Origin of the sequence: Aquimarina sp. RZ0 (assembly GCF_008370685.1) — a bacterium.
GTDB lineage: Bacteria > Bacteroidota > Bacteroidia > Flavobacteriales > Flavobacteriaceae > Aquimarina.
In genome coordinates, this window is record NZ_VTZU01000097.1 from 1 (window position 1) to 24,008 (window position 24,008).

The following is a 24,008-nucleotide window of genomic DNA, read 5'->3' on the forward strand; positions in this document are numbered from 1 at the left end:
CTACTGCAAAAACATAGCTCCCAAAACCTTCAAAACTATCATTTAACTTATCGGATAATCCAGTATGAACCTCTTTACTAATTTTACGCTTTTTAGCTTTTCTTGGCTTTGAACCAATTAGCATAGCCTCAATCCCTTCATCCTTATAAACTTTTAACCATAACTCCATACTGCGAACATTGTACCCCAAATGACTCGCTAAATCTGTTTGTTTTTTAAAAGTGTTTTCTCTTATGTGAAGTAATGATTGTAATCGTAAAATATTTTTAGAATTTGATTCCTTTCGAATCATTGAACGAAGTTCTGAAGACGATTCTGTTACTCTAAATGATATATGTTTACCCATATACAAATATACGAAATATTATTCCGTAAATCGTATTATACTATTTTTAATCTATAAGTAAAGACACTAAAAAAGCCTTAGTACGAATCGTAAAAAGGCTTTTAATCGAATAAACAAATATCTTTATTACATAACCAATTGTTTTTGAGATGGCTTAAATCTGGTTAGTACAATACCATCAACTGCCGCTTCGTATTCTTCCATAGTAGGAGTTCTTCCTAAAATTGTAGATAATACTACTACCGGAGTTGATGATAATAAAGATTCTCCTTTTTTCTCATCAGAATCTTTAACAACTCTTCCCTGGAATAGGCGTGTTGAGGTAGCAATTACGGTATCTCCTGGTTCTGCTTTTTCTTGGTTACCCATACAAAGGTTACATCCCGGGCGTTCTAAATAAAGCATATTTTCATATTTCGTTCGTGCTAAACCTTTTGGTGCACTATCATCAAACTCAAAGCCTGAATATTTTTGTAATACCTCCCAGTCACCTTCTGCTTTTAGCTCATCAACAATATTATATGTTGGGGGAGCCACTACAAGAGGAGCATTAAACTCAACTTTACCTTCTTGTGCCTCTATATTCTTTAGCATTTGAGCTAAAATTTTCATATCTCCTTTGTGTACCATACACGATCCCACGAATCCTAAATCTACTTTTTTGGTACCTCCATAATAGGATAATGGTCTGATTGTATCGTGTGTATAACGTTTAGAAACATCATCGTTGTTCACATCTGGATCAGCAATCATGGGCTCGGCAATTTCATCTAAATCAATAACTACTTCTGCATAATATTCGGCATCAGCATCAGGTTTTAAAGCTGGTTTTATCGCAGTTTTAATTTCTTGAATTCTGCTATTAGCTTTATCTACTAAACCTTGTAGCATTTGCTTTTCGTTATCCATTCCTTTTTCAATCATGATTTGGATACGATCTCTGGCAATTTCTAATGATTCGATTAGTGTTTCATCTTCTGAAATACATATAGAAGCTTTTGCTTTCATCTCGGCAGTCCAATCTGTGAATGTAAACGCTTGATCAGAAGTTAATGTCCCAATATGAACCTCGATGACTCTTCCCTGGAATACATTTTCTCCACCAAATTGCTTTAACATTTGTTGTTGAGTTGCATGAACTACATCTCTGAAGTCCATATAACTTTTCATATCTCCTTTAAAAGTTACTTTTACAGATTGTGGAATTGGCATAGTAGCCTCTCCTGTGGCTAAGGCTAAGGCAACAGTTCCTGAATCTGCTCCAAATGCAACTCCTTTTGACATACGTGTATGAGAATCACCACCAATAATAATATCCCAATCCCCTACTGTAATATCATTTAACACTTTATGGATTACATCTGTCATTGCGTGGTAATTATCTTTAGGATCACGCGCTGTAATTAATCCAAAGTCGTTCATAAACTTCATAAGTCTAGGAATATTAGCTTTTGACTTATCGTCCCAAACCGAAGCTGTATGACATCCTGATTGATATCCTGCATCAACAATAGGAGAAATAATTGTGGCTGCCATCATTTCCAGTTCCTGAGAGGTCATTAATCCTGTAGTATCCTGGGAACCTACAATATTTACTTCTACACGAACATTAGATCCTGCATGCAGTGTTTTACCGGGTGTCGTTCCAACTGCATTTTTGTTGAATATTTTTTCTACTGCTGTTAATCCTTGACCCTTAATAGAAATTTCTTTTGAAGGGGCATATACCTGAGGTGCTTCTATCCCTAAAGTTTTGGCAGCAAATGTTTGTAATTTTTTACCAAAAACAACAGCATAAGATCCACCTGCCTTAATAAACTCCATTTTTTGAGGAGTTAGTGCTGTTGAAATATCTTTTAATTCTTTATCTCCGTTATATAATTTCTTTGTCTTTGTATTAATGGTAAGCACTGTACCTGTTTCAACAGAATATACATGCTCTAATACCGGTTCTCCATCTTTATCATAAACGGTATTACCTTCTGCATCTTTTTTAGTAACCCAGTTTTTAAGATCGATACCTATTCCACCTGTTACTCCAACGGTTGTTAGAAATATTGGAGCAATTCCATTAGTACCAGCAATTACGGGTGCTATATTAATAAATGGCACATACGGACTGGAGGTAACGCCTGTCCATAACGCTACATTATTTACACCAGACATTCTGGATGAACCAACACCCATAGTTCCTCTTTCGGCCACTAACATAATACGCTTGTCCGGGTGCTGCTCTTTTAGTGCTAACACCTCTTTTTGCATATCTTTGTTATGCTCAAAAATGCACTGACCATGTAATTCACGATCTGATCTTGAGTGCGCATCAGCACCTGGCGAGAGTAAATCTGTAGAAATATCACCTACACCTGCGATGTAAGTTACTACTTCTATTTTTTCATCAACCTCTGGTAATTTAGTAAAGAACTCTGCTAGCGCATAGCTTTCAATAATATCTTTGGCTACTGCACTTCCTTTTTTATAAGCATTTTCTATGCGTTCCATATCTGCTTCATAGAGAAAAACCTGCGTTTTTAAAACTTTAGCAGCTTCCTGAGAAATAGCTTCATCATTACCTAAGGCTAACTCTAGTAATACTTCTACTGAAGGCCCACCTTTCATGTGAGATAGTTGCTCAAAGGCAAAAGCAGGCGAAATTTCTTCAAGAACAGATTCTCCAAGAATAATTTCTTTTAAAAATTTAGCTTTCACACCGGCAGCACTTGTAGTACCAGGTAAGGTATTATAAATAAAAAAATGAAGAGAATCCTCTCGATGTGTATTATCTTTATCTTTGATTTGCGAAATAATTTCGCTTAATAACTCTGCTCCATCAATTGGTTTAGGGTGTAATCCTTGAGATTTTCTTTCTTCAATCTCTTTGATGTAATCATTATAAGTGTTCATATAATATATAATAGAATTCTTTCAAATGTTAAAACGTAAGCGTGTAATCACACATAAATTTCTTTTTCTTTGTCTGCATACACTACCATAACTCCATGTGTATAGTTAATAGTGTTATCACACGACAAATTACTAAGATATGTAGCAAAATCGGCAGTGTCCTTACATCCTTAGCTTACTTTATTAGTTTTATCTTTCCAAGAGTATATACATAAATTTTTTCCTGTTAAAACAAAAGGAAATCTCGTTACTTTGTAAGCTGTATTTACTGATTCTTCAGCTTGGACATACATCCTTTTTATCATATCGATATCAAATGCCATACACAGTATTTTTAAGTATTGAAAAGTCCGACGAAAATACGAATTTTAAAGGATTTTATTAAATGAATACAACTAATAATCCTTTTTTACATATTTTGAAAAAACAAGCTATGTATTTATATAATTTATCAAATATAGATCTGCTAAAATGGTAATCACGTAAAATTACATACAATTAACTGACGTAGAATTTTATGGATAACGAAAACGTTATAGTGTATTATCAAATTACAAGATCTAAAATCGACAATTTTATCTATAATACATAAAAAAAGTGAAGTTTTATCAACTTCACTTTTTTTTAATGATTCACGCCAAATTAGTGTTCTATCTTTCTTTTTTATGACCTTTTTTTCCTTTTCTCTTTTTTATCTCAGCGTATTGTTGACGCTGATTTTCATTTAAAGATGCTTCAAACTTACTTCTTTCTGCTCTCATTACTTCTTTATGAGATGCTTTCATTGCCTTTTGATCCTCATTCAACGTTGCTTTTAATGCTTTACGTTTTCCTTTTTTAGAGAGATCTTCATTTTGTACAATTGTCAATTGCTCCTCTGTAAATGTTGCTTTTAAAGCTTCTTTATTTTTTCTGCCAAGTTCTTTTTGATGCTCTAATTGTTCTTTTTGGTCTTCAGAAAGACTTTCATAGAATTCTTTTCTTATTTTTCTTTTTTCCTCTCTACCTTCTGATTGTGCACATACAGATAGCACTCCAAAAGATAGTATCATTAGATAGGCTAAAACTTTTTTCATTTGTTTATTTTTTTCTTTAGTATTAAATGTTTTTTATCCTATACTATGACTCCTATAAATCAAAAAGGTTTAACGATGATGCTCAATACACTATTTATTCCTATTCTTTAATCACTTTTTTAATTACTGTCTTATTATTTGATCTAATTCTCATTAAATACATCCCTTTGGGCATATCCTGTAAATCAATATGAGTCATCTTACTTTCCATTTTTTTATCTATAATCACGTTACCAATAATATTCATTATTTGCACAGATGAATCATTTATTTCTTCTAATGATATACTAATAGTAGAGATAATTGGGTTAGGATAGATATTGATTCCATCAAATGTATCGTTATTATCTATTATGTAAAGAACAAACATTAGCATCTACTATACCTGTAATGTTACTACAGTTCCCATTGCTAATTTCGATATTTTATGGAAATAAGGTAGATCCAAAATACTTACTCTATCCTGAACGGTATGAATAAATGGATTAAGATCGTTAAATACTCCTGCTTCAGATATAAATATTGCAGAAAAACCATTATCCCAAAAAGGTGCATGATCACTACTTTCGAAACCAGGATTCATAGGATTTGCTGTTAATCCAATTTGTGAAGAATATGTGTTTAATACGATTTATAACTAAAAATTTCGCATATTCATCGTTTCTTTTTCCTTTCTACTTCGTTTAAAAAATAAATCGTAGCTATAGCTATGCTTGATTTTTTTGCCTTGCATAAAGAAAAAATAATTCAATGAATTTATACGAATTTTTTAATCACAAATCGTATAACACATTCACAACAAGGCTTTGCAACTCAACCGAGTTTTCTATATCCCTAGCATGAATTCCAACATCATCATTTTGATTTTTATCATATCCAGATTAATGACTCCTACTATATTATCACCATTACTAGCATAGTTTTTCGAACCGATAAGGCCTACTTCTTCTTGATCCCATAATGCATAAATAATGGTATTCTCGATACAATATTGAGATAATATTCTTGCAATCTCTAATATTGCAGAAGTACTCGTGGCATTATCATCTGCACCATAATCAGTCAAAGAATCGCAATGCGCACATACTATATAAATATCATAAGGATTAGTTTGACCAACCTGAGTCGCTATAATATTTCTACCTTCACTGCTATATACATTACTCGTTTATCTCTAAATTACCAAAATTATTAAGGCGTTCCATAAGGTAGTCTGTAGCTAAATCATTTCCTGGAGGATCTTCACTTACCCTATTTTTATCGTTACAGGAGAACCATTAACGGTAGTACTTACTTCTCCAGAAAATTCGTTCAAGAATGCGTTTAAGGAATTAGTATCTACTTCATTGATTAAATCGCTAACAGATTGAGCAAAATCGCTTGAGTAAATAGTATTAAACCAAATTGGATAAAAGAGCATTTTTGTTTCATCATTTGTTTAGATTTAAATTAATATCTTTACTTATTAAACAATGCTAAATCAAATTACCCTATCTGTAATTTTAGAGTATGTTTAAAAAGAATACAAATTGAAAATCAATAGTTTGAGGTTCTGAGGACACTTCAAATAATGAGAATATCGAGATATTTTAATTATTTGATGAAGTAAGCTCACGGTTCTTAAAATATTTGTTTTCAAGAAGTAAGGTTTTTAAACAAGCTCTTATATTTATCTAACTAATAAAATCATCCTGACTTTTTATTTTTAACCGAAAATGAGTTGGAATTTGACCAGATGAGGTACTTTTTGTAGTCTATAGTAGCACTACAGACGAAAAAACAACGAAATACAGACAAATTTCAGCCATTTTTTAGGAAATAGAAAAGGTTAATATAAGTGTTCAATACCATAAAATCCTGTTTCCGACTTATATAGTTCCTTTTTTTCAGGGAGTTAAACGCTTTAGAAAAAAAGGTAGTATATAAAATAAGAAAACTCCTTTAAGGCTGCAATACAGGAGCTACATATGAATATGATACTGCCATGCGTATAAAAAGAAAATGTATTAATTATGAAACTTAGGTATTCTCTAACTTGAAAATAATTTTAAAACAAACTCTGAATAATATCCTCAATGCTCACTCCTTCTGCTTCTGCTTTATAGTTCTTAATCATACGGTGGCGTAAAATTCCAGTCGCCACTGCTTGCACATCTTCGATATCTGGTGAAAATTTCCCCTTTACAGCTGCATTCGCTTTTGCTGCTAAAATAAGGTTTTGAGAAGCTCTCGGACCTGCACCCCAGTCTATATAATTTTTCACTAATTCTGTAGCAGTATCTGCAGCAGGTCTTGTTTTAGAAACTATGCTAACTGCATACTCAATTACATTATCAACTACCGGAATACGACGAATTAAATGCTGAAAATCTATAATCTCTTGCGCGGTAAATAACGGATTGACTGTTACTGATGTATCTCCGGTGGTGCTTTTTACCACTTCTACTTCTTCTTCAAAACTTGGATACTTCAGTTCTATGGCAAACATAAATCTATCCAACTGTGCTTCTGGCAATGGATACGTACCTTCCTGCTCGATCGGATTCTGTGTAGCCAGCACAAAATATGGTAAATCCAGCTTGTAATTATGTCCAGCTACCGTTACTGATCTTTCTTGCATTGCTTCTAACAATGCTGCTTGTGTCTTAGGAGGCGTACGGTTAATTTCATCCGCCAGGATAATATTAGAAAAAACGGGCCCCTTGATAAATTTAAAATGTCTTGACTCATCTAGAATTTCACTCCCAAGAATATCACTAGGCATCAAATCTGGAGTAAATTGAATTCTTTTAAAATCCAACCCTAATGCTTTGGATATAGTATTTACCATAAGTGTCTTTGCCAATCCGGGTACTCCTATTAACAGTGCGTGACCTCCAGAAAATACAGCAATAAGTATCTGATCGATTACTTCTTCCTGACCTATGATTATTTTTGAAATTTCCTTTTTTAATTCGGTATGCTTGCTTACCAGTTTTTTTACTGCTGCAACGTCGTCTGACATATTATTTTTCTTTTTTTAACCAATTACCACTATACTCACAGTCTCTATAGTCTCCATTAAGTTTTACATAGGTATCATTGATCTTTTCTTCCTGCCATTTTCGTATTGCTGTAATTTGTTTTTTTCTAAGCGCCAGTTCCTGAATTTTCAGGTAATCCTTAGAATAATTTGCAATATGCTCGTCATAACGATTTAATACTGTTATTAATTTAAACTTTTTACGACCTTGACGATCCTGATCAGGAATCACCAATGAGACTTCATTCATTTTTAATTTTGAAACTTGATCATACAATATAGGGTCAATTTTGGTAAGTTCAAAACGAGTATCTCCAGTAGTAGGGTTTAATAATTGTCCGCCGTCTTCTTTTGTTTCCTTTTCATCGCTAAATTTTCTGGCAGCTTTTTTAAAATCCATATTACCACTAATAATACCTGTACGTATTGAGTCTACAAGTTTCTTTGCTTTATCAATACTTTCTCTTGTTACTTCTGGCACTAAAAGAATATGTCTTACATCAATATTCTCTCCTTTTATTTTATCCAATTGAACAATATGCCATCCAAAATCAGTTTTGAAAGGTTCACTCACTTCTCCTTCTTGTAGGCTAAAGGCTACATCTTTAAATTCTTTTGCAAATTGAGCTTGTCTGTTTATGGTATACTTCCCGCCAGTAGATTTAGAACCCGGGTCCTGAGAATACAATACAGCTTTGGTAGCAAAACTACTTCCATTCTCTATAATATCAATTCTAAACTGTTTTAATCTATCTATAACTTTTTGTTCTTCTTCTTCTGGAACTTTAGGTTCAATTACAATTTGAGCAAGTTCTATTTCTGTTCCAAAAAGAGGTCTTTCTTTTTCTGGGATTTCATCAAAAAATTCTCTCACTTCTTCTGGCGTAATCTCTACTTCTTCAATAATTTTAGACCGCATCTGTTCAGACAATCTATTTGCTTTATTTATTTGGAAAAGTTCTTTTTTAAAATCATCAAGATCATCCTTTTTATATAATTTTAAAACTTTTTCGATAGTTCCTAATTCTCTAGTCATATAACTAAGTTGTTGATCAACCATAGAATTCACCTCTGCATCTGTAACCAAAACACTGTCCTGAACGGCGTGGTGCGCATATAATTTATTCTCAAACAAACTTCCTGCTAATTGACATCTGGATACATCTTCTACAGATACTCCTTCACTCACCAATTGCTGATACGCAATAGCAACATCACTATCCAGAATGACATACTCACCAATCACAGCGGCAACGCCATCTATCTTAATTCTCTGAGATGGCTCAACAGATTCATTTTTTTCTTCTGTGACTTCTTTTACTTCATCATCAATAATCTCCTGGGCGTAGATCGGCATACTAGATACTAGTAGCAACAGCACCGCTGTATATAAAATCTTCTTACTTATAAGTTTCAAATTGTTTATTTTTAATCGCATCTTTTGTAATATCCTTTTCTAATTTTTTTATCAATTCTCGCTTCCTCTTGCTTAGTATGATTTGTCTTATAGTAGGTTTTATATATTCTAATGGTGCTGTTTCTTTCTTTTTGAGGGCTTTTTTTATTTTAATCATATAAACTCCCAAAGAATCACGCAATTGTACATATTTGCCGTTCTTCAAAAGTTTGTTCCTATCTTGATCTTTTAGAATTGGAATCCGATTTAATACCTTTTCTAATTGTATCCAAGAAGCATCTGAAAACGAAAATGTTACAAATTCCAGTTTTTTACTTAGTAAATCTTCTTTATCCTCATCATTAAAACGATTAAAACGTGTCTGCGTTGCAACTATATCATTATAATCAGCAGGCAAATGTAAGTAACGTAACTTTACTAACTCTTCATTAAGATTAAAATTTTCTATATTTTCTTTGTAATACGCTTCTAAATCCTGATCAGTCACCTCCATATTAATGGATTTATTAATCACTGCATCTTTATACGCATTGATATATAACGTGCTTTTATAATCTTCTACCAGATTATCAAACTCCTGTAACTCTAATTCTGTTAAATTACGTTTTGATTGATCTATAAATAATTGTTTTGTAGCCCAAATATTGATGTAGTTATTTATGATATTAATACTATCTTCCCTAGAAGCACCATCAGGAACCAGGCTCTTTATCTCTTCTTTATATAAGTATGTATTATTAACTCTTGCCACTGCTTCTTCCCGTCTTTGGCGATTCATATTACGGCAAGAAACAATTACAAGCAATAGAAGCATGAGTATACTACTATATCTCATTTATATAGATAATTCTTTTTTGATCTTCTTCAATGTTTTTTTGTGTACGTCTACAGAATATTTTTTTCTTAACTGACTAAGCCAGGTTTTTTCCAGATTTTCTTGAAAATCATTGATGACTTTACCTTTTGTTTCTTCAAAAGTTTTTAATCTTGATGGTGTAATTTCATTCACTTTGATAAGCGTTATGTAATTATCCTCATTTGTTACCAGAATTTGTTCTTTCTTACCTGATAGCTTATTCACCAACGCATCTTCTCCTTTTATTAATTCCTCTTCAGAAAAGAGTACCACATCATCCTTAGAAGTGTTTACTGCTGATTTTATCTCCTCTATTGATTTTCCTTTACTAATCAACTTTTCTACCTCATCAATCAATTCTTTTTTAGTCGAGGAAGCTTTTGTTATTTTGTAGGTTTCTCCTTTTACGTAGTTATTTTTTCTCGATTCATAGAATTTTTTAAGTCCTATAGAATCACTTTTTGCAGCATTCCACACTTTGTTATCCATTAAATCAAAAAGTAACAACCCATCTCTATATTCTGATATCACATTTGCAAAATCCTGATTATCATCTTCTAGGTGTTCTTCATAATACTCTAACAATTTAGAGGATTCAAAATCGGTATACATTTCCTCCACAAAAATTGCTACATCCGTAGAACCGGATTTTGTTCCTTTTTCTTTTAGTGTTTTTGCAAAATCCATAAAAGTATACTTAGTAGCACCAATAGTCATTAACTCCTTATTTAGACTATCATCACTGGACGGTATTGCCCATTCTTCTTTAAAAATAGTCTCTGGAACTGTTTTCTTAAAGTAACTAATTGCCGCTTCATTTCTTTTTAGACCGTATTTCTCTTTTAGAGAATTTATGAATGATTCGGTAATCAATTGTGATCTGCCGTCCTGCTTTATTTTTTTGGTTAATTCCGGCTTTAATTCCTCAAAAGTTTTAGGTGCGTGTTTTTCTATCAATTTTATAATATGCCATCCATATTTAGATTTGACGGGCGCAGATAATTCTCCAGGAGTTTTTAAGCTGAACGCTGCTTTTTCGAAAGGCTCTGAATTAATAACCCCTTGCCCAAAACGATTAATTTTACCACCATTAACCGCTGTATTCGTATCATCACTAAACTGTTTTGCCAAAGATTCAAAAGAAGCATTTTGTTGTAACTGTTTGTTAATTTCGTTTACTCTTTCTTCTGCTTCTGATTCAGTTCTTTCCTTGGTAAAAGCTACCATTATATGTGCTACTGTTACCTCTCCTAAAGTTTTTTCTCTTTGGTTAACTTTTACGATATGATATCCGAAACGAGTTTTAAATGGTTTTGAAACGTCTCCTACTTCTGTAGTATATGCTGCTTCCTCAAAAGGGTACACCATTCTGAATGCAGAAAACCAACCTAGATCACCACCATTACTTTTTGCAGATGGATCTTCACTATAAAGTTTTGCTATTTCATTAAAACTTTCTCCAGTAACAATTTTATTTCTAGCCTCCACAATTTTATTATATGCTACCAAAGTGTCCTGAGCCGAGGCATTAGGTTTTAGCATCACTAGGATATGACTGGCATTTACTCGTTCCTGTAAACGATCATATGCTTCTTTGACCAACGCATCAGAAGCCTCATTATCTGTTAAATACCCTGAAGACAGTTGTTTCCTATACCCTGCCAGTTCTTTAATATAACTTTCTTTTTTATCTAAACCTTGCTCCTTTGCTTCTTCTAATTTTAATTTATAATTAATAAAAAGTTCCAGATATTCATCAATATCTTTCTGAGATTCGTCTTTAACCAGATCAATATTCTTAAGATAAACTCTTCTGAATTCTGAAGTATATACTGGTGCATCATTAATAGTAAGAAGTACTTGGTCTTTTTGTTGTGCGTTTGCTAGAAAGCAAAAAATCATACTTAGAAAAAGTATAGTAGTTTTTTTATACATAGTTTTTTTAATAAAAGTCCCTATCTGGACAAAAATAATAATATTAAGGCATTTTACAAGTTCTTCTTGTAACGAAACATTATGGTAATATAGTATTAAAAACCTTTTAAAATTTTATGAATCTCATTAATATTGTGACTTTATTTTAAAAAACAAAAACTACACCTTATCATATTGTATTATCAACTTCTTGTTTATAAAAAAATATTTTGGAAAGAAAAATAAAGTTAATCTGGGATTTCAGAGGACCATCTGCCCATAAAACAGCTAAGCATCATGAAATACATCTTAAAGAATATGTGTTTTCAGAAAAGTTAGCGATTACTATTACTGGATTTCAAGATGTAAATGAAATGCACAGTATCGCATATTTGGTGGTTACAGATTCAGAAATGAAAGCTGTAAGAGATCGTCTAAAACCGCATCGCGGTCAGTTATATGAAGAATAGACTTCTAAAAAACATATTTCTTGGCACATATATTGTTTTAGACCTTATATATTTGCAAAAATTTTATAACACGAGTTAACAAAATTACAATGAAAAAAATAGTATTCCCGATTTTATTATTTATAGCTAGTATTCAGTTGATGGCTCAATCTAAGGTTGGTACCGTTGATAGTGAATTTATTCTTTCTAAACTCCCGGAACTCACTAAGGTTCAAGAGGATCTAAAAGCCTACAATGCCAAGTTAGAAGCTGAGCTAAAAACAAAGGCAGATGAATACCAAGCCAAGGTAGCTGAATATCAAAAAAATGTAGCTACTATGACTGAGCCGATGAAAAAGACAAAACAAGAGGAAATTATCGCCTTAGAAAATGATATTGCCAAGTTTCGTCAAAACGGAACTCAACTTGTTCAATTAGAGCAAAACAAATTATTACAACCTCTATATCAAAAAATTGGAAAAGTACTAGAAGAGGTTGCCAAATCAGAAGGATACTCGCAGGTACTTACTATTACTAATAGCGGTCTGGCATATATAGATCCAAAATTTGATCTTACTAAAACTGTTATGACTAAATTAGGCCTCAAGGTAGAATAATACGATTTATAACTAAAAATTTCGCATATTCATCGTTTCTTTTTCCTTTCTACTTCGTTTAAAAAATAAACCGTAGCTATAGCTATGCTTGATTTTTTTGCCTTGCATAAAGAAAAAATAATTCAATGAATTTATACGAATTTTTTAATCACAAATCGTATAATATCATTTCTGATTTAAAATTACTTATTAAAATTTACTCTTTTTGATTGAGTATTTTAAAACTAAAAATGGGTCATTGCTTAACTAAGCAAAAAAAACCGTTTCAAAAAATAATTTTGAAACGGTTTTTCTTTTTCTCAACCCCTGATATAATTCATAAATCCAATAAGAACTTCGGTCTAAAAAATCACGTCAAGGGGATCAATCTTACAACGGAAGGTGGTATCTAGAATAGTAAACTATTACCTTGGGGCAAGCCCACGAGGCATTTATTTAAAAAAACATTTTGATTTCGAGGTAAGCCTCGGAGCATTTAAATCTCGATTATCGAGTAAATCTTGACCTAAACAGACATTTACATCAATCCACATCCCAGAATAATTTACTTGTTAGCACATCTCCATCAGACAAATTAGTAACTGCCGCGGCTCTGTTTGCTCCATTTAATGTCTGTAATATTAAAGGATATCTAAGACGTGTTGGTAAATCGGTAAGTCCTTCACCTGCCTCAAATATATAGGTTGTAACACCTGCCGGACCTGCCTGTGATGCTGGCAAAACAGTTTCTTCGTTTGGTTTGATCAAAATATTTGGAAATCCAGTTCTTCTGTATTCTGCCCAGGATTCATGAGGCTGCATGTATAAGGCAACATATTTTTGATTCAAGACTGTTTCTTGAGATGCTGACGGTAAATTATTGACAAAGGATTCTATATTTGTTTCAGCAACTCCCCAACGCTCCATAGATGCTCTCACACCATCTTCATATAGAGCTTGATCCCATCCATTATGCTCGGACAGTATAAATGCTACTTCTGCATACTCCATCAATACTTCTCCATAATCTGGTTTGATAATTGTGCTACTCGGAAACGAATAGGTCGTAAAAGGTAAAAGATTTGCCAATCTAAAAGCATACGGAATGCCTTCATAATCATCATAATTCTCACTCCTTGTATAGCTATTTTCTTTTATACTAGTGATAGATGCACTGGCTGGAGCTGCCATTTCAAAGAGTCTGGGATCCGGTCCAAAATTCCCTATATCTCCTTTCAGCAAATTAACAAAAGGAGCTACTACAGAAAAATCTGTTCTATTTATAAAAGCTCTCCAATAAGGTGAAGCTGTTGCATCTGCAGATTCGTATTGCTGAATTGCATTGTCCATATTAGACGTGAACACTCCTGCAGCAACGGCTGTTGCAATCTCATTATTTGTTGTTGATGGGTCTACACCTCTAATACGGTTTGCAACTCGTAAAATCAGTGAATTTGCAAATTTTTTCCATTTTACAGCATCTCCATTGAAAATATTATCTCCACTGGTAAATACTGGTTCAGATGTATTAATCATATCAGAAGCTTCTCTTAACTCTTTTAAGATATCCATATATATTTTCTCTTGAGAGGCAAAAACAGGAGATAGTACATTATCGATATCTAAAGCCTGAAAATCCGGATCATCACTCCCAAAGGAATAATAAGGAACATCTCCAAAAAAGTCTGTAAGCTTATGAAATATATATGAAAGCATAATTCTGGATGCTGCAATCTGATTATCATTATTACCGACTGCAGACATTTGCTCTCTGGTCTCGGGGTTTGTGTTTAAATCGATTATTGATTTAAAATCTGTTGCCACTAAATATGTATTCGTATATAAGCCTTCTGCCGTTCCTTCTCTATAAATAAAGCGATCTTCATCTGCATAGGCATTTTGACCCCAGTACTGCATCCATGGCAGGCTCAACCTTCCGGAACTAAAACTATTTCTAGTGTCGTCTACATACTCTTTGGTTGCACTATTAAAAATCGTATTACTTAATACAATTTCAGGGCTATTCGGGTTTTCATTTATATCCTCCAGATCTTCTCCACATGATATAAAGAAAAGTATATTTGTAATGATTGCAAAAATTGCTATTATATTTTTCATGATTTCTTAAAATTTTAATTCTACATTTAACCCAAAAGACCTTGTTGAAGGCAATGCTCCTCCTTCTGATCCCTGTATATTACCACTCCCAGAGGTCGCAACTTCTGGATCAATATCATCATTATCCAATCCCCAAACAAAAAGATTTCTTGCGAATGCTGTAAATCGAACTGATTCTAAATTTCCCTCTATCCACTCTTTGGGTAAGGTATATCCTAATGTGATTTCACGTAATTTTATATAGTCTGCATCAAAAATATTTTGAGCATCAGGGCCAAAGAAATGATCCTGTCCAAACTGCTGTGCAGTAATCCTGGTAGTATTTGGCGATGTACCTGTAACAGTATAGTTACCATCCGCATCAAATGTTACAGTACCAGTCACCGCATCTAAAACTGTACCTTCTTCACGAATGTTGTTTGCTGCTGTTTGTTCTAAAATACCAGAATAATTCCCCCATAGATTTGTCAACGATCTGTAGACCCCTCCTTCTTGTACATCTATAAGAAAGCCAAGATTAATACCTTTATAGTTAAAACTATTTCTAAACCCCATATTGTAATCTGGCAATACAGATCCCAGATTCTCTACATTTCTTGTTTCCAAAAATCTACCGTTTGCCCCAACGACTCTATTCCCCTGGTCATCAAAAATATAATTAGTTCCTCTAATCACTCCATATGGTTGCCCTACTACTCCATTTACAGAAACACCGTTAAATGGAAATCTTCCTATCTGTAATACTTCAACTCCATCTATCAACTCTATTAATTCATTTTTGTTTTTAGAAAAATTCCAGGTAAAATTCCAGGTAAAACCTTTTGTATCTATCGGGGTAATATTAATCAATGCCTCAATCCCTTTATTAGATAACCTCCCGGCATTTGTATTTGTTTCAGAAAATCCTGTAGAAGGATCAACTGCTACTGGTGTAATCAGATCCTTCGTTTCTTCATCATAATAGGTAAGATCAAAACTTACTCTGTTTTTTAAGAAAGCCATTTCCAGACCGACCTCCCATGTAGTTTTCTGTTCTGGTTTTAATCCGGGGTTAAGTTTCGTTTCATCATTGTTAAATCTAATATTCCCAAAAAATGAACTCCTACTCTCAAAGGTATTGATTAATGAATAAGGACTTGTATCACTACCTACTCCCGCAATACCTCCCCGGATTTTCCCAAAGGACAACCAAGAGGGGGTAATGAATTTAGAAAAAACAAAACTTCCTGTTACCGATGGATAAAAATATGAATTGTTCTCTATTGGTAATGTTGAGGACCAGTCATTCCTTCCTGTTACGGTTACATATGCAAATTCATCATACCCAATAGATAACGACCAAAAAATACTATTAATTCTCCTTCTCGAATCAAACTCGTCAACATTTGCATCATCAACAGAATTATTCAGGTTATAAATTCTTGGAGTAGCGAGTCCACCACGGGTATTCCCACTAATTCTACTAAATTCATTATTTCTCCTGTTACCTCCTATAAATGCATTTATATTAATTTTTTCATCAAAAAAGACCTGATCATAATGTAGACGCCCTTCATAATTGATTTCTTTCAAATTCCGGTCAGACTCAGAATATGAGGATTGTCCGGCAGAACCCACTGCTGTTTGTTGATTAATTTTGAGATTATAAGTATCCCCATAAATCTTTACATTAGCATACAAAGAAGGCGTAAAATCATATTTTAGACCAACATTACCATACCAGCGCACTCTTTCGTCGGTTGCTATATTTTCATTTATTGTCCAATAAGGATTATCAGAAAACCTGATTGTCGGGTCATTTGCAGCAGTACGATTCCAAGATCTTTGTGTACCATCAGGAAGCTTAAAGTTTCTCAATCTACCAAAATCTAAGGAGGTTTGACCAAAATGAAAAAACTGCTGTATCACACCTGCTCCGGTATATCCTGTTGCTGGTCTGTTAAACCCTTCTGTAATGGTTAAATTGACCCCGGCATTAATTTTTATCTTGTTAGATAACTGCGAAGATCCATTAAAATTTACGGATGTTTTGTCGAGTTTAGAATTAGGAACTATACCATTAGTTTGTGTATTATTTAAAGACAATCGAATATTTGATTTATCAGTACCTTGTGTAAAAGACACTCCATTGTTTTGTGATATTCCAACATTAAAAAAATCTTCCCTATCATTTTCGGGATAGACCCAGGCTCTCGGTCTCATGAAATCATTGGGAAATTCGGGGTCAAAAGCATCCCAATGTAACACAAGTCTATTAGGATCATATCTTGGGCCCCAAGATTCATCTGTAGCATAATCAACAACATCAAATGTGGTTCCATTCATGACTACTTGTTGAAAATCTGATTGTTCAAAAGTTGCAGGATTTCCTGCTCCTCCTCCATATAGTTGCTGAATCTTAGGAATGATATTGATCGCTTCAAAAGTTATTCCAGAATTAAGGGTTATCACTGTTTTCCCTTTTTTACCACTCTTTGTAGTAATCAAAATCACTCCATTCTGCGCTCTTGACCCATATAATGCGCTTGCAGCACCACCTTTTAGCACACTAATATTTTCAATATCATCTGGATTAATATCAAATCCCGCATCTCCATAATCTCTACCACCTCCTCCTGTTTGAGTAGAAACTGTATTAAAATTAGAATTATCCAATGGAGTTCCATCAACAACAATTAGCGGTCTGTTCTCTTGAGTAATAGAACCCGGACCCCGAAGTAATATTCTGGATGATCCTCCTAAATTTCCACTTGGTGTAGAAATTTGTATCCCGGCAATTTTTCCTGAAAGCGAATTTAATGCACTTGTATTTCTTGCTTCTGTAATATCATTAGATTTTATGGTCTGAACAGAATACCCAAGAGATTTCTTTTCTTTAGAAATTCCCAATGCCGTTATCACCACTTCATCTAATTCTGAGGCTGAAGGTTTTAATGAAATATTGATAAGAGCATTACTTCCTACAACAACTTCTTCATCCTCAAACCCCAGATAGCTATAAATTAACATGACTCCTTTTGACGCTTGAATGTTGTACTTACCATCAAAATCTGTTTGGGTTCCATTATTTGTGTTTTTTACAACAATGTTCACTCCTGGTAATGGCAACCCTTTGTCATCAAGCACTTTCCCTTTTATCGTTATTTCTTGCGCAAAAGATACGCTTGTAACTAATACCCAAAATAGTATTAGAATTTTTTGTCTGGTTAATTTCATTTTTGTTTTAGTTAATTTATAGTTGATATTATGTGAATTCTTAATAAATACGGATCATACGGCGAAGTGTATTAAACCTTCTCAACACCATAATATTTACCGATTATATCTTATATATTTTTGAAGTTAGATGGGTAGGTACTATATTAAATAAGCAGTATAAGATTCTGAATGATAAAATTTCACTATCTCCTTTATAACATAGGACTTGTTATACATGATTAATGCTTTGAACAAGATCTTTAGATATTACTTCACTTATAGATTCAGTTTTTTACCTAATTCAGGATAGCCACTTTTACATTTTGCTAACTATGACTTCTCTAAAAAGTGCATATGAAAATTATCTTCAAGCTTTTAAACAAGAAGATTTCCTCAATGTTTGTCGTCCGGACTTGCATGTGCTGGTTTTTCCTAGTCATTAATAGCAGACATCATAAACAATCTATAAAACATTATACTTTTAAATGGCAAAACGATGATTCGTTCCTAATCAGCCGAAGTTTTCAATTATGCAAAATCTATGCAAAAAAATGCTTTTCTTTAAACATTTAGCACTTCTTGTCAATGAGTTAATATGCATACCAGACTATTAGATTAACACTTATGAAGTCTCCATTTACTTTTAGAAGTATGTAAGTAAGAGTGCTTCTATATTTTGATAGTCTGAAAAGTATAATGTGATATCAATCTTGTGATACGTATAGTTTTTCTACATTAATAATAGATTCCAAATGAATACCCTCATCATAACCTTTTTAATATAACGACAGTCTAGTTGTTTTATGATGAATTGAGTAATATAGCTGTAGTATTATACCATTTGAAAGACCATTTTGTTGATTCTTTGGGCTGATTTTATCGCTTTCGTTTGGGTTATTTACAGTGGATAATGCAGTTATAGGCTGAAAAAATTTACGTTCTAAAAGTATTTTTTTCATAATACAATGGATTTTAAGAGTTAGTTTACTGGGTTTATGACAAATTTGTATAAATAATCATTTTTAAAAAGCCAGAGATTAAAAAAATCAGGCACATTTAAAGAAATTGAAAAGTCATCTAAACTTAAGATTTACGAAAATTTATCATTCACCTATCTCACTTCATTAGGTTTACTATAAAAACAAGATGTATCCATAATTCCCTACAAAATAAATGTTAATAAAAAGTTATTTTTTAACACTAATAATTTATCTTCTATTGAGTATTAGCTTGATTGACTGTCTTCAAAATCAATTCCCAAAGTAAAAAAATTCTACGAATACTCATTCTTTAGAAAAAGAATAATAATTAGATAAATTTGTGAAAACAAGAAAAAAAAGAAGCAGTTTTTAATAAATTATTATCCAAAGAATGCTTTTTACCAGAGTAATTGTCTATTATTTTATTTTTTGATTATAAAAAGTGCATTAATGTAGTCTTTCTTCTTAGATTCTATTATTTTTTTCACACCATATATTACAATCAAACAAAAAATTGTTCTCAAGAGATGCTTTTTGAGACAAAATGCATTTCTCCGAAAAAGTATTTCTAGTTCTAAAAAGAAAATAAGCAAGTTCTAGTTTGAACAAATCAATAAGTACTACTAATTCTTAACTTATTTTCTAAAAAACAGTTACGCTAAAGTAAGGGATCTAAAAACCCTAATTTGTGAAAAGAAATAAAATCCAGAAAATTATCGACTATAATTGGGAGCTTCTTTTGTAATGGTTACATCATGAGGATGACTTTCATGGATACCGCTTGCTGTTATTTTAACAAAACGCCCTGTTACCTGTAGTGTTTGTATATCCTTGGCGCCACAATACCCCATTCCTGCTCTTAGACCTCCTACAAACTGATGAATACTTTCATAAAGATCTCCTTTGTATGCTACACGACCTACAATACCTTCTGGAACTAATTTTTTGATATCATCTTCTACATCCTGAAAATAACGATCTTTTGAACCTTTTTTCATAGCTTCTACAGATCCCATCCCACGATATGATTTAAATTTTCTTCCTTCGTAAATAATTGTTTCTCCAGGAGATTCTTTGGTTCCTGCAAGTAATGATCCTAACATCACTGTATCTGCACCGGCTGCTATTGCCTTTGGAATATCTCCCGTATATCGAATTCCCCCATCTGCTATAACAGGAACTCCAGATCCTTTTATTGCAGCTGCTACTTCTAACACTGCAGAAAACTGAGGAAATCCTACTCCTGCGACAACTCTGGTAGTACATATAGATCCGGGACCTATTCCTACTTTTACTGCGTCTGCACCAGCTTCTACTAAGTACTTTGCTGCTTCGCCTGTAGCGATGTTACCAACGACCACCTCTAATTCAGGAAATTTTGATTTCACTTCTTTCAACACAGCTATAACTCCTTCTGTATGCCCATGAGCTGTATCAATCACAACTGCATCTACGCCTGCTTTTACCAAAGCTTCAGCTCTATCCACCGCATCGCCAGTTACTCCTATTGCTGCTGCAACCCGTAATCTTCCTAACTCATCCTTATTAGAACTTGGTTTCAACGTAAGCTTTGTGATATCCCTAAAGGTAATTAGACCTATCAACTTATTATCATTGTTTACTACGGGTAGTTTTTCTATTTTGTTTTCCTGTAAAATAACCTCTGCTTCCTGTAACGAAGTTCCTTCTCCTACAGTTACAAGATTTTTGCTTGTCATCACTTCTGATATAGGGCGATCATCGTTTTTCTCAAAACGTAAATCTCTATTGGTAACAATCCCTAATAATCTATCATTCCCATCTACAATTGGAATACCACCAATACTATGCTCTCGCATATTATTCTTGGCATCAACGACTTTTGCGTTTAATGGCAAAGTAACAGGATCGATAATCATCCCGCTTTCTGCTCTTTTTACTTTGCGAACCTTCATTGCCTGCTCCTGTATGGTCATATTTTTATGCAATACACCAATACCACCTTCCTGTGCCATCGCAATCGCCATGCGACTTTCTGTAACCGTATCCATAGCAGCAGAAACTATAGGCACGTTTATCGTAATATTTCTTGTAAACTTAGTCTGAATATTTACTTCTCTAGGTAGTACTTTTGAAAAGGCAGGAACTAAAAGGACATCATCGTATGTAAGTCCTTCTCCAACAATTTTGGATTCATGTGTTGTCATGGCAATTAAGATTTAATTGCGTGCAAATATAAGTCTTTTTTAAAGGAATATAGCTGTATGACTTTTTTTATTTTGATGGAGAAGGAAATAAACCTCACATCGATCAAATTTGATTTCAGAGAACACAAAAACGCAATAAAAAACTAATTATCAATATTTTAAGTATTTTTTTTATCTTAAAAATAGTAAACTTTTATATACCTCGAATTTTTATAATAAAAAAGGCAATAAAATATTTTTTTTAACGTTTTTTTACAACAAACTCATCTTAAGTAATGCTTTGACGTACAAAATTTACATTTTGCACGCTAATTTTGTTGTTTTTTTAACCTTAGCTATGACTATGCTGGAAAAACCTACTTCATTACAGTGCAAAAGCCAAACTTTTCGGTTGAAAACCACTACTCAAGATTAGTTAAATATATTTCCTAATTTTAGAACTAGACATTCCCAAAGTGTCTATTCCCCAAAATAATGTTATATGAAAAATCATATTATCCTACTATTGATATGTTTTAATATTAGTTTTATCAATGCTCAACTCACAAATTCTTCACGTATAAACTCTAATTATAGTAAGTTTCAGAAAATAGATAATAAGCCTAAAAAAAGTTTATTTAAAAAAAGAATTTTACCAATAAGTTTGATTGCTTCCGGAATCCTATTATCGACTAGTGATTTTGAGAAATCTCTTCAAAAAGATCTTAGAAGTTCTGTTGGTGATGATTTTCATTTCAAAATTGATGATTATACCAGATACGCTCCAGTTGTACAACTTTATGCAGCAGATATATTGGGGGTTCCTTCAAGAAATCATTGGTTTGATCAAACTAAAAACCTTATGCTTTCTACTATTTTGACTGGTGTTACCACAACAATCATAAAAAAAGAAACGTATAAAGAGCGACCTGGCGAATCTACACAAGCAAATTCTTTCCCTTCTGGACATACCTCAATTGCATTTTCTAGCGCAAGTGTTCTCTATGAAGAATTTATTGACACAAAACCTCTATTAGCCTATAGTGGTTATTTTTTTGCTATAACAACTGCTGGCATGAGAATGCTTAATAACAAGCATTTTCTTTCTGATGTACTTGTTGGAGCTGGTATTGGAATTTTATCTACCAAACTAGTGTATCATTTTGATCATCTTATTTCCTGGAACCCTTTTAAAAAAATGGATGGAATTGCTTTTACCCCTCAATACGATGGGCAGTCTTTAGGTTTTTACTTTTCCAGATCTTTTTAGCCCTGTATACTATCCTTTCTATGATTACCTATTAAAATTTTCTCTTTTTTTACTCATATTTCAAAATAATAAAGAAGCCTTACCGTGGCTCTGTTTTAATTTTCTTTTTTGTCTGAACAAGAAATTGTTGCTTTCTATTTGAGTATTTTTAAAACAAAACTGGTATTATGATCTAGAGTAAACTAGCTCGGGGCAAACCCACGAAGCATTTATTGAAAAAGACATTTTGATTTTGAGGCAAGCCTCGGAGCATTTAAATCTCGATTATCGAGTAAACTGATTTTGAGTACAATTTTGACAAAAAATTTGTATCAAAAGTACTTGACACACTTTTCATTAGTCAAAGCTCTATCATTAATACATTACATAACTATCTGTTTTGCAAATAATTAAAATTTAAAGTTCTTTGACCATTATGATAATATTTTTCTACCTATCTCAGGTTTAAACACTGGATAAAATTTTATTAGATGTCTCGAATTTACGGTTTTTAATCTTCTGAATTAATCATCAACTCAGGTTGCTATTAATTCGTTTTCTATAACTTATATACAAAGTTTCAAAAAGGTAATACCAAATCCTTAAAATACTATGCTTACACTTATCTAACTCAATAAACAATGAACTATCAGTTCTATAAACTAATTTTTTAGGTCCTTAATTTTATCCGCAACAGAACCAAGCTCGCCTAATCGAATTACTCCCATAACAAGCTTAACAATCCAACCTGGATTTGTAATAAAATTTGCATTTTTTATAACTTTTTCATCTCTTTCTTCGATATGCTTTTGCAGCTGATCTTCAGAAGAATCAGCAATATTATTTGCAAATTTCCAAGCTCCATCCCGGGCAATTTCCATACTGAAATCTATCAGAAAATCATCAATATTTCGAGTGAGTTTTAAGATTTTATGCCATGTTGGCCAAATCTCTGCAAGATCTCTTTCCACCTCCAGCACAAGAGAAGAAAGGATTTCATTGATTTTATTAAAATCATCTTTGAGATCTTCTATATTTTGATCTTTAGCTACTTCTGCTGTTGCAATACCAAGATCCAAATTAATATGGGCATTCATCCCCATCAGTAAATGTTGAAGTACAATTGGCCAATATTTTTTTGATACATCAAATGCTTTTTTCCAGGACTCGGTAGTTGGTTGTTGGTTTTTATAGGCAAAATATGCGTGAAGGTACCTACTCGCAAATATGACATCTAGTTTTTCCATTCTTGATCCATCATCAAAAAAATTGCTTAAAATACCTTCTTTAACTTTTACAGTTACTTTTCTGTACAATGCCGCAAAATACCCTAAAGGATTATGATCAAGTATAGATTCTTCTATGATGGTATCCAGATTACTAATAACATCATCTATTGTATATATTGGTTTCAAGTTTTTTGATCTTACGAATTAACTACCTGTAATAAAAATAGTTAAAATGTTTTTAATCTTACCTGTACTATTTCAAAAACAACTAACAACTCATAAACAACTGTTTATAAGTACATTAAATCTATTTTCCTGTTATGATAATTTATTTAGGTTAAAATTGGATTTTGTTAATCCTTAACTAATACGATTTGTGATTAAAAAATTCGTATAAATTCATTGAATTATTTTTTCTTTATGCAAGGCAAAAAAATCAAGCATAGCTATAGCTACGGTTTATTTTTTAAACGAAGTAGAAAGGAAAAA

General features: G+C 32.8%; 18 protein-coding genes. 3 read left to right on the top strand and 15 right to left on the bottom strand.

Translation table 11 applies throughout. From position 1 onward, the window contains the following. From F0000_RS24170 to F0000_RS24215, 11 genes are all read right to left on the bottom strand, one after another. Positions 1-292, bottom strand: a 292-nt coding sequence (locus F0000_RS24170) for a hypothetical protein (protein ID WP_149627297.1), incomplete at its 3' end; no start/stop codon positions are given. A 180-nt stretch (positions 293-472) separates the two neighbouring features. Beyond that, positions 473-3,250, bottom strand: a complete 2,778-nt coding sequence (locus F0000_RS24175; protein WP_149627298.1) for a bifunctional aconitate hydratase 2/2-methylisocitrate dehydratase — start codon at positions 3,248-3,250, stop codon at positions 473-475. A 650-nt stretch (positions 3,251-3,900) separates the two neighbouring features. Beyond that, positions 3,901-4,326 (bottom strand): hypothetical protein, encoded by a 426-nt coding sequence (locus F0000_RS24180; protein ID WP_149627299.1) that lies wholly within the window; start codon positions 4,324-4,326, stop codon positions 3,901-3,903. A 100-nt stretch (positions 4,327-4,426) separates the two neighbouring features. Beyond that, a complete protein-coding gene (locus F0000_RS24185) occupies positions 4,427-4,696 on the bottom strand; it encodes a T9SS type A sorting domain-containing protein (RefSeq protein ID WP_188112263.1) in 270 nt (89 codons plus the stop codon). A 9-nt stretch (positions 4,697-4,705) separates the two neighbouring features. Beyond that, positions 4,706-4,957 (bottom strand): M28 family peptidase, encoded by a 252-nt coding sequence (locus tag F0000_RS24190; RefSeq protein WP_368668146.1) that lies wholly within the window; start codon positions 4,955-4,957, stop codon positions 4,706-4,708. Positions 4,958-5,152: 195 nt separating this feature from the next. Continuing rightward, positions 5,153-5,461, bottom strand: a complete 309-nt coding sequence (locus F0000_RS24195; protein WP_149627302.1) for a M28 family metallopeptidase — start codon at positions 5,459-5,461, stop codon at positions 5,153-5,155. 111 nt (positions 5,462-5,572) lie between these two features. After that, positions 5,573-5,746 carry a hypothetical protein gene (locus F0000_RS27960; protein WP_188112264.1) on the bottom strand — a complete coding sequence of 58 codons (174 nt, stop codon included), beginning with the start codon at positions 5,744-5,746 and terminating at the stop codon, positions 5,573-5,575. Between the two features lie 627 nt (positions 5,747-6,373). After that, on the bottom strand, positions 6,374-7,330 hold the full coding sequence (locus tag F0000_RS24200; RefSeq protein WP_149627303.1) for a MoxR family ATPase: 957 nt from the start codon (positions 7,328-7,330) through the stop codon (positions 6,374-6,376). A gap of 1 nt (position 7,331) precedes the next feature. Then, entirely contained in the window at positions 7,332-8,765 is a 1,434-nt protein-coding gene (locus F0000_RS24205; RefSeq protein WP_368668145.1) for a peptidylprolyl isomerase, read from the bottom strand. Continuing rightward, positions 8,749-9,543, bottom strand: a complete 795-nt coding sequence (locus F0000_RS24210) for a peptidyl-prolyl cis-trans isomerase (protein ID WP_149627305.1) — start codon at positions 9,541-9,543, stop codon at positions 8,749-8,751. The genes F0000_RS24205 and F0000_RS24210 overlap by 17 nt, the downstream gene beginning before the upstream one ends. Before the next feature lie 57 nt (positions 9,544-9,600). After that, the gene (locus F0000_RS24215; RefSeq protein WP_149627306.1) at positions 9,601-11,556 is read right to left on the bottom strand and encodes a peptidylprolyl isomerase; all 1,956 of its coding nucleotides are present in this window, start codon (positions 11,554-11,556) and stop codon (positions 9,601-9,603) included. A 209-nt stretch (positions 11,557-11,765) separates the two neighbouring features. On the opposite strand from F0000_RS24215, the gene F0000_RS24220 reads away from it, so the two are divergent. Both F0000_RS24220 and F0000_RS24225 read left to right on the top strand, forming a co-directional pair. Next, positions 11,766-12,005, top strand: coding sequence for a hypothetical protein (locus F0000_RS24220; protein ID WP_149627307.1), 240 nt, complete (start codon positions 11,766-11,768; stop codon positions 12,003-12,005). Between the two features lie 89 nt (positions 12,006-12,094). Continuing rightward, complete coding sequence (locus F0000_RS24225; protein WP_149627308.1) at positions 12,095-12,601, top strand: OmpH family outer membrane protein; 507 nt, start codon at positions 12,095-12,097, stop codon at positions 12,599-12,601. A 522-nt stretch (positions 12,602-13,123) separates the two neighbouring features. On the opposite strand, the gene F0000_RS24230 is transcribed toward F0000_RS24225, so the two are convergent. From F0000_RS24230 to guaB, 3 genes are all read right to left on the bottom strand, one after another. Beyond that, entirely contained in the window at positions 13,124-14,698 is a 1,575-nt protein-coding gene (locus tag F0000_RS24230) for a SusD/RagB family nutrient-binding outer membrane lipoprotein (protein ID WP_149627309.1), read from the bottom strand. Positions 14,699-14,704: 6 nt separating this feature from the next. After that, entirely contained in the window at positions 14,705-17,914 is a 3,210-nt protein-coding gene (locus F0000_RS24235) for a SusC/RagA family TonB-linked outer membrane protein (RefSeq protein WP_149627310.1), read from the bottom strand. A 1,675-nt stretch (positions 17,915-19,589) separates the two neighbouring features. Next, complete coding sequence (gene guaB / locus F0000_RS24240; RefSeq protein WP_149627311.1) at positions 19,590-21,062, bottom strand: IMP dehydrogenase; 1,473 nt, start codon at positions 21,060-21,062, stop codon at positions 19,590-19,592. Between the two features lie 481 nt (positions 21,063-21,543). On the opposite strand from guaB, the gene F0000_RS24245 reads away from it, so the two are divergent. Then, complete coding sequence (locus F0000_RS24245; protein WP_149627312.1) at positions 21,544-22,311, top strand: phosphatase PAP2 family protein; 768 nt, start codon at positions 21,544-21,546, stop codon at positions 22,309-22,311. Positions 22,312-22,952: 641 nt separating this feature from the next. On the opposite strand, the gene F0000_RS24250 is transcribed toward F0000_RS24245, so the two are convergent. Continuing rightward, complete coding sequence (locus F0000_RS24250) at positions 22,953-23,705, bottom strand: DUF5995 family protein (RefSeq protein ID WP_149627313.1); 753 nt, start codon at positions 23,703-23,705, stop codon at positions 22,953-22,955. Positions 23,706-24,008 lie beyond the last annotated feature (303 nt).

Excerpts from the sequence above, each read along its gene's own strand:
- F0000_RS24230 (WP_149627309.1), bottom strand. The coding sequence starts at position 14,698 with ATGAAAAATATAATAGCAATTTTTGCAATCATTACAAATATACTTTTC.
- F0000_RS24180 (WP_149627299.1), bottom strand. The coding sequence starts at position 4,326 with ATGAAAAAAGTTTTAGCCTATCTAATGATACTATCTTTTGGAGTGCTA.
- F0000_RS24175 (WP_149627298.1), bottom strand. The coding sequence starts at position 3,250 with ATGAACACTTATAATGATTACATCAAAGAGATTGAAGAAAGAAAATCT.
- F0000_RS24225 (WP_149627308.1), top strand. The coding sequence starts at position 12,095 with ATGAAAAAAATAGTATTCCCGATTTTATTATTTATAGCTAGTATTCAG.
- F0000_RS24235 (WP_149627310.1), bottom strand. The coding sequence starts at position 17,914 with ATGAAATTAACCAGACAAAAAATTCTAATACTATTTTGGGTATTAGTT.
- F0000_RS27960 (WP_188112264.1), bottom strand. The coding sequence starts at position 5,746 with ATGCTCTTTTATCCAATTTGGTTTAATACTATTTACTCAAGCGATTTT.
- F0000_RS24245 (WP_149627312.1), top strand. The coding sequence starts at position 21,544 with ATGAAAAATCATATTATCCTACTATTGATATGTTTTAATATTAGTTTT.
- F0000_RS24185 (WP_188112263.1), bottom strand. The coding sequence starts at position 4,696 with ATGTTTGTTCTTTACATAATAGATAATAACGATACATTTGATGGAATC.
- F0000_RS24200 (WP_149627303.1), bottom strand. The coding sequence starts at position 7,330 with ATGTCAGACGACGTTGCAGCAGTAAAAAAACTGGTAAGCAAGCATACC.
- F0000_RS24215 (WP_149627306.1), bottom strand. The coding sequence starts at position 11,556 with ATGTATAAAAAAACTACTATACTTTTTCTAAGTATGATTTTTTGCTTT.
- F0000_RS24210 (WP_149627305.1), bottom strand. The coding sequence starts at position 9,543 with ATGAATCGCCAAAGACGGGAAGAAGCAGTGGCAAGAGTTAATAATACA.
- guaB (WP_149627311.1), bottom strand. The coding sequence starts at position 21,062 with ATGACAACACATGAATCCAAAATTGTTGGAGAAGGACTTACATACGAT.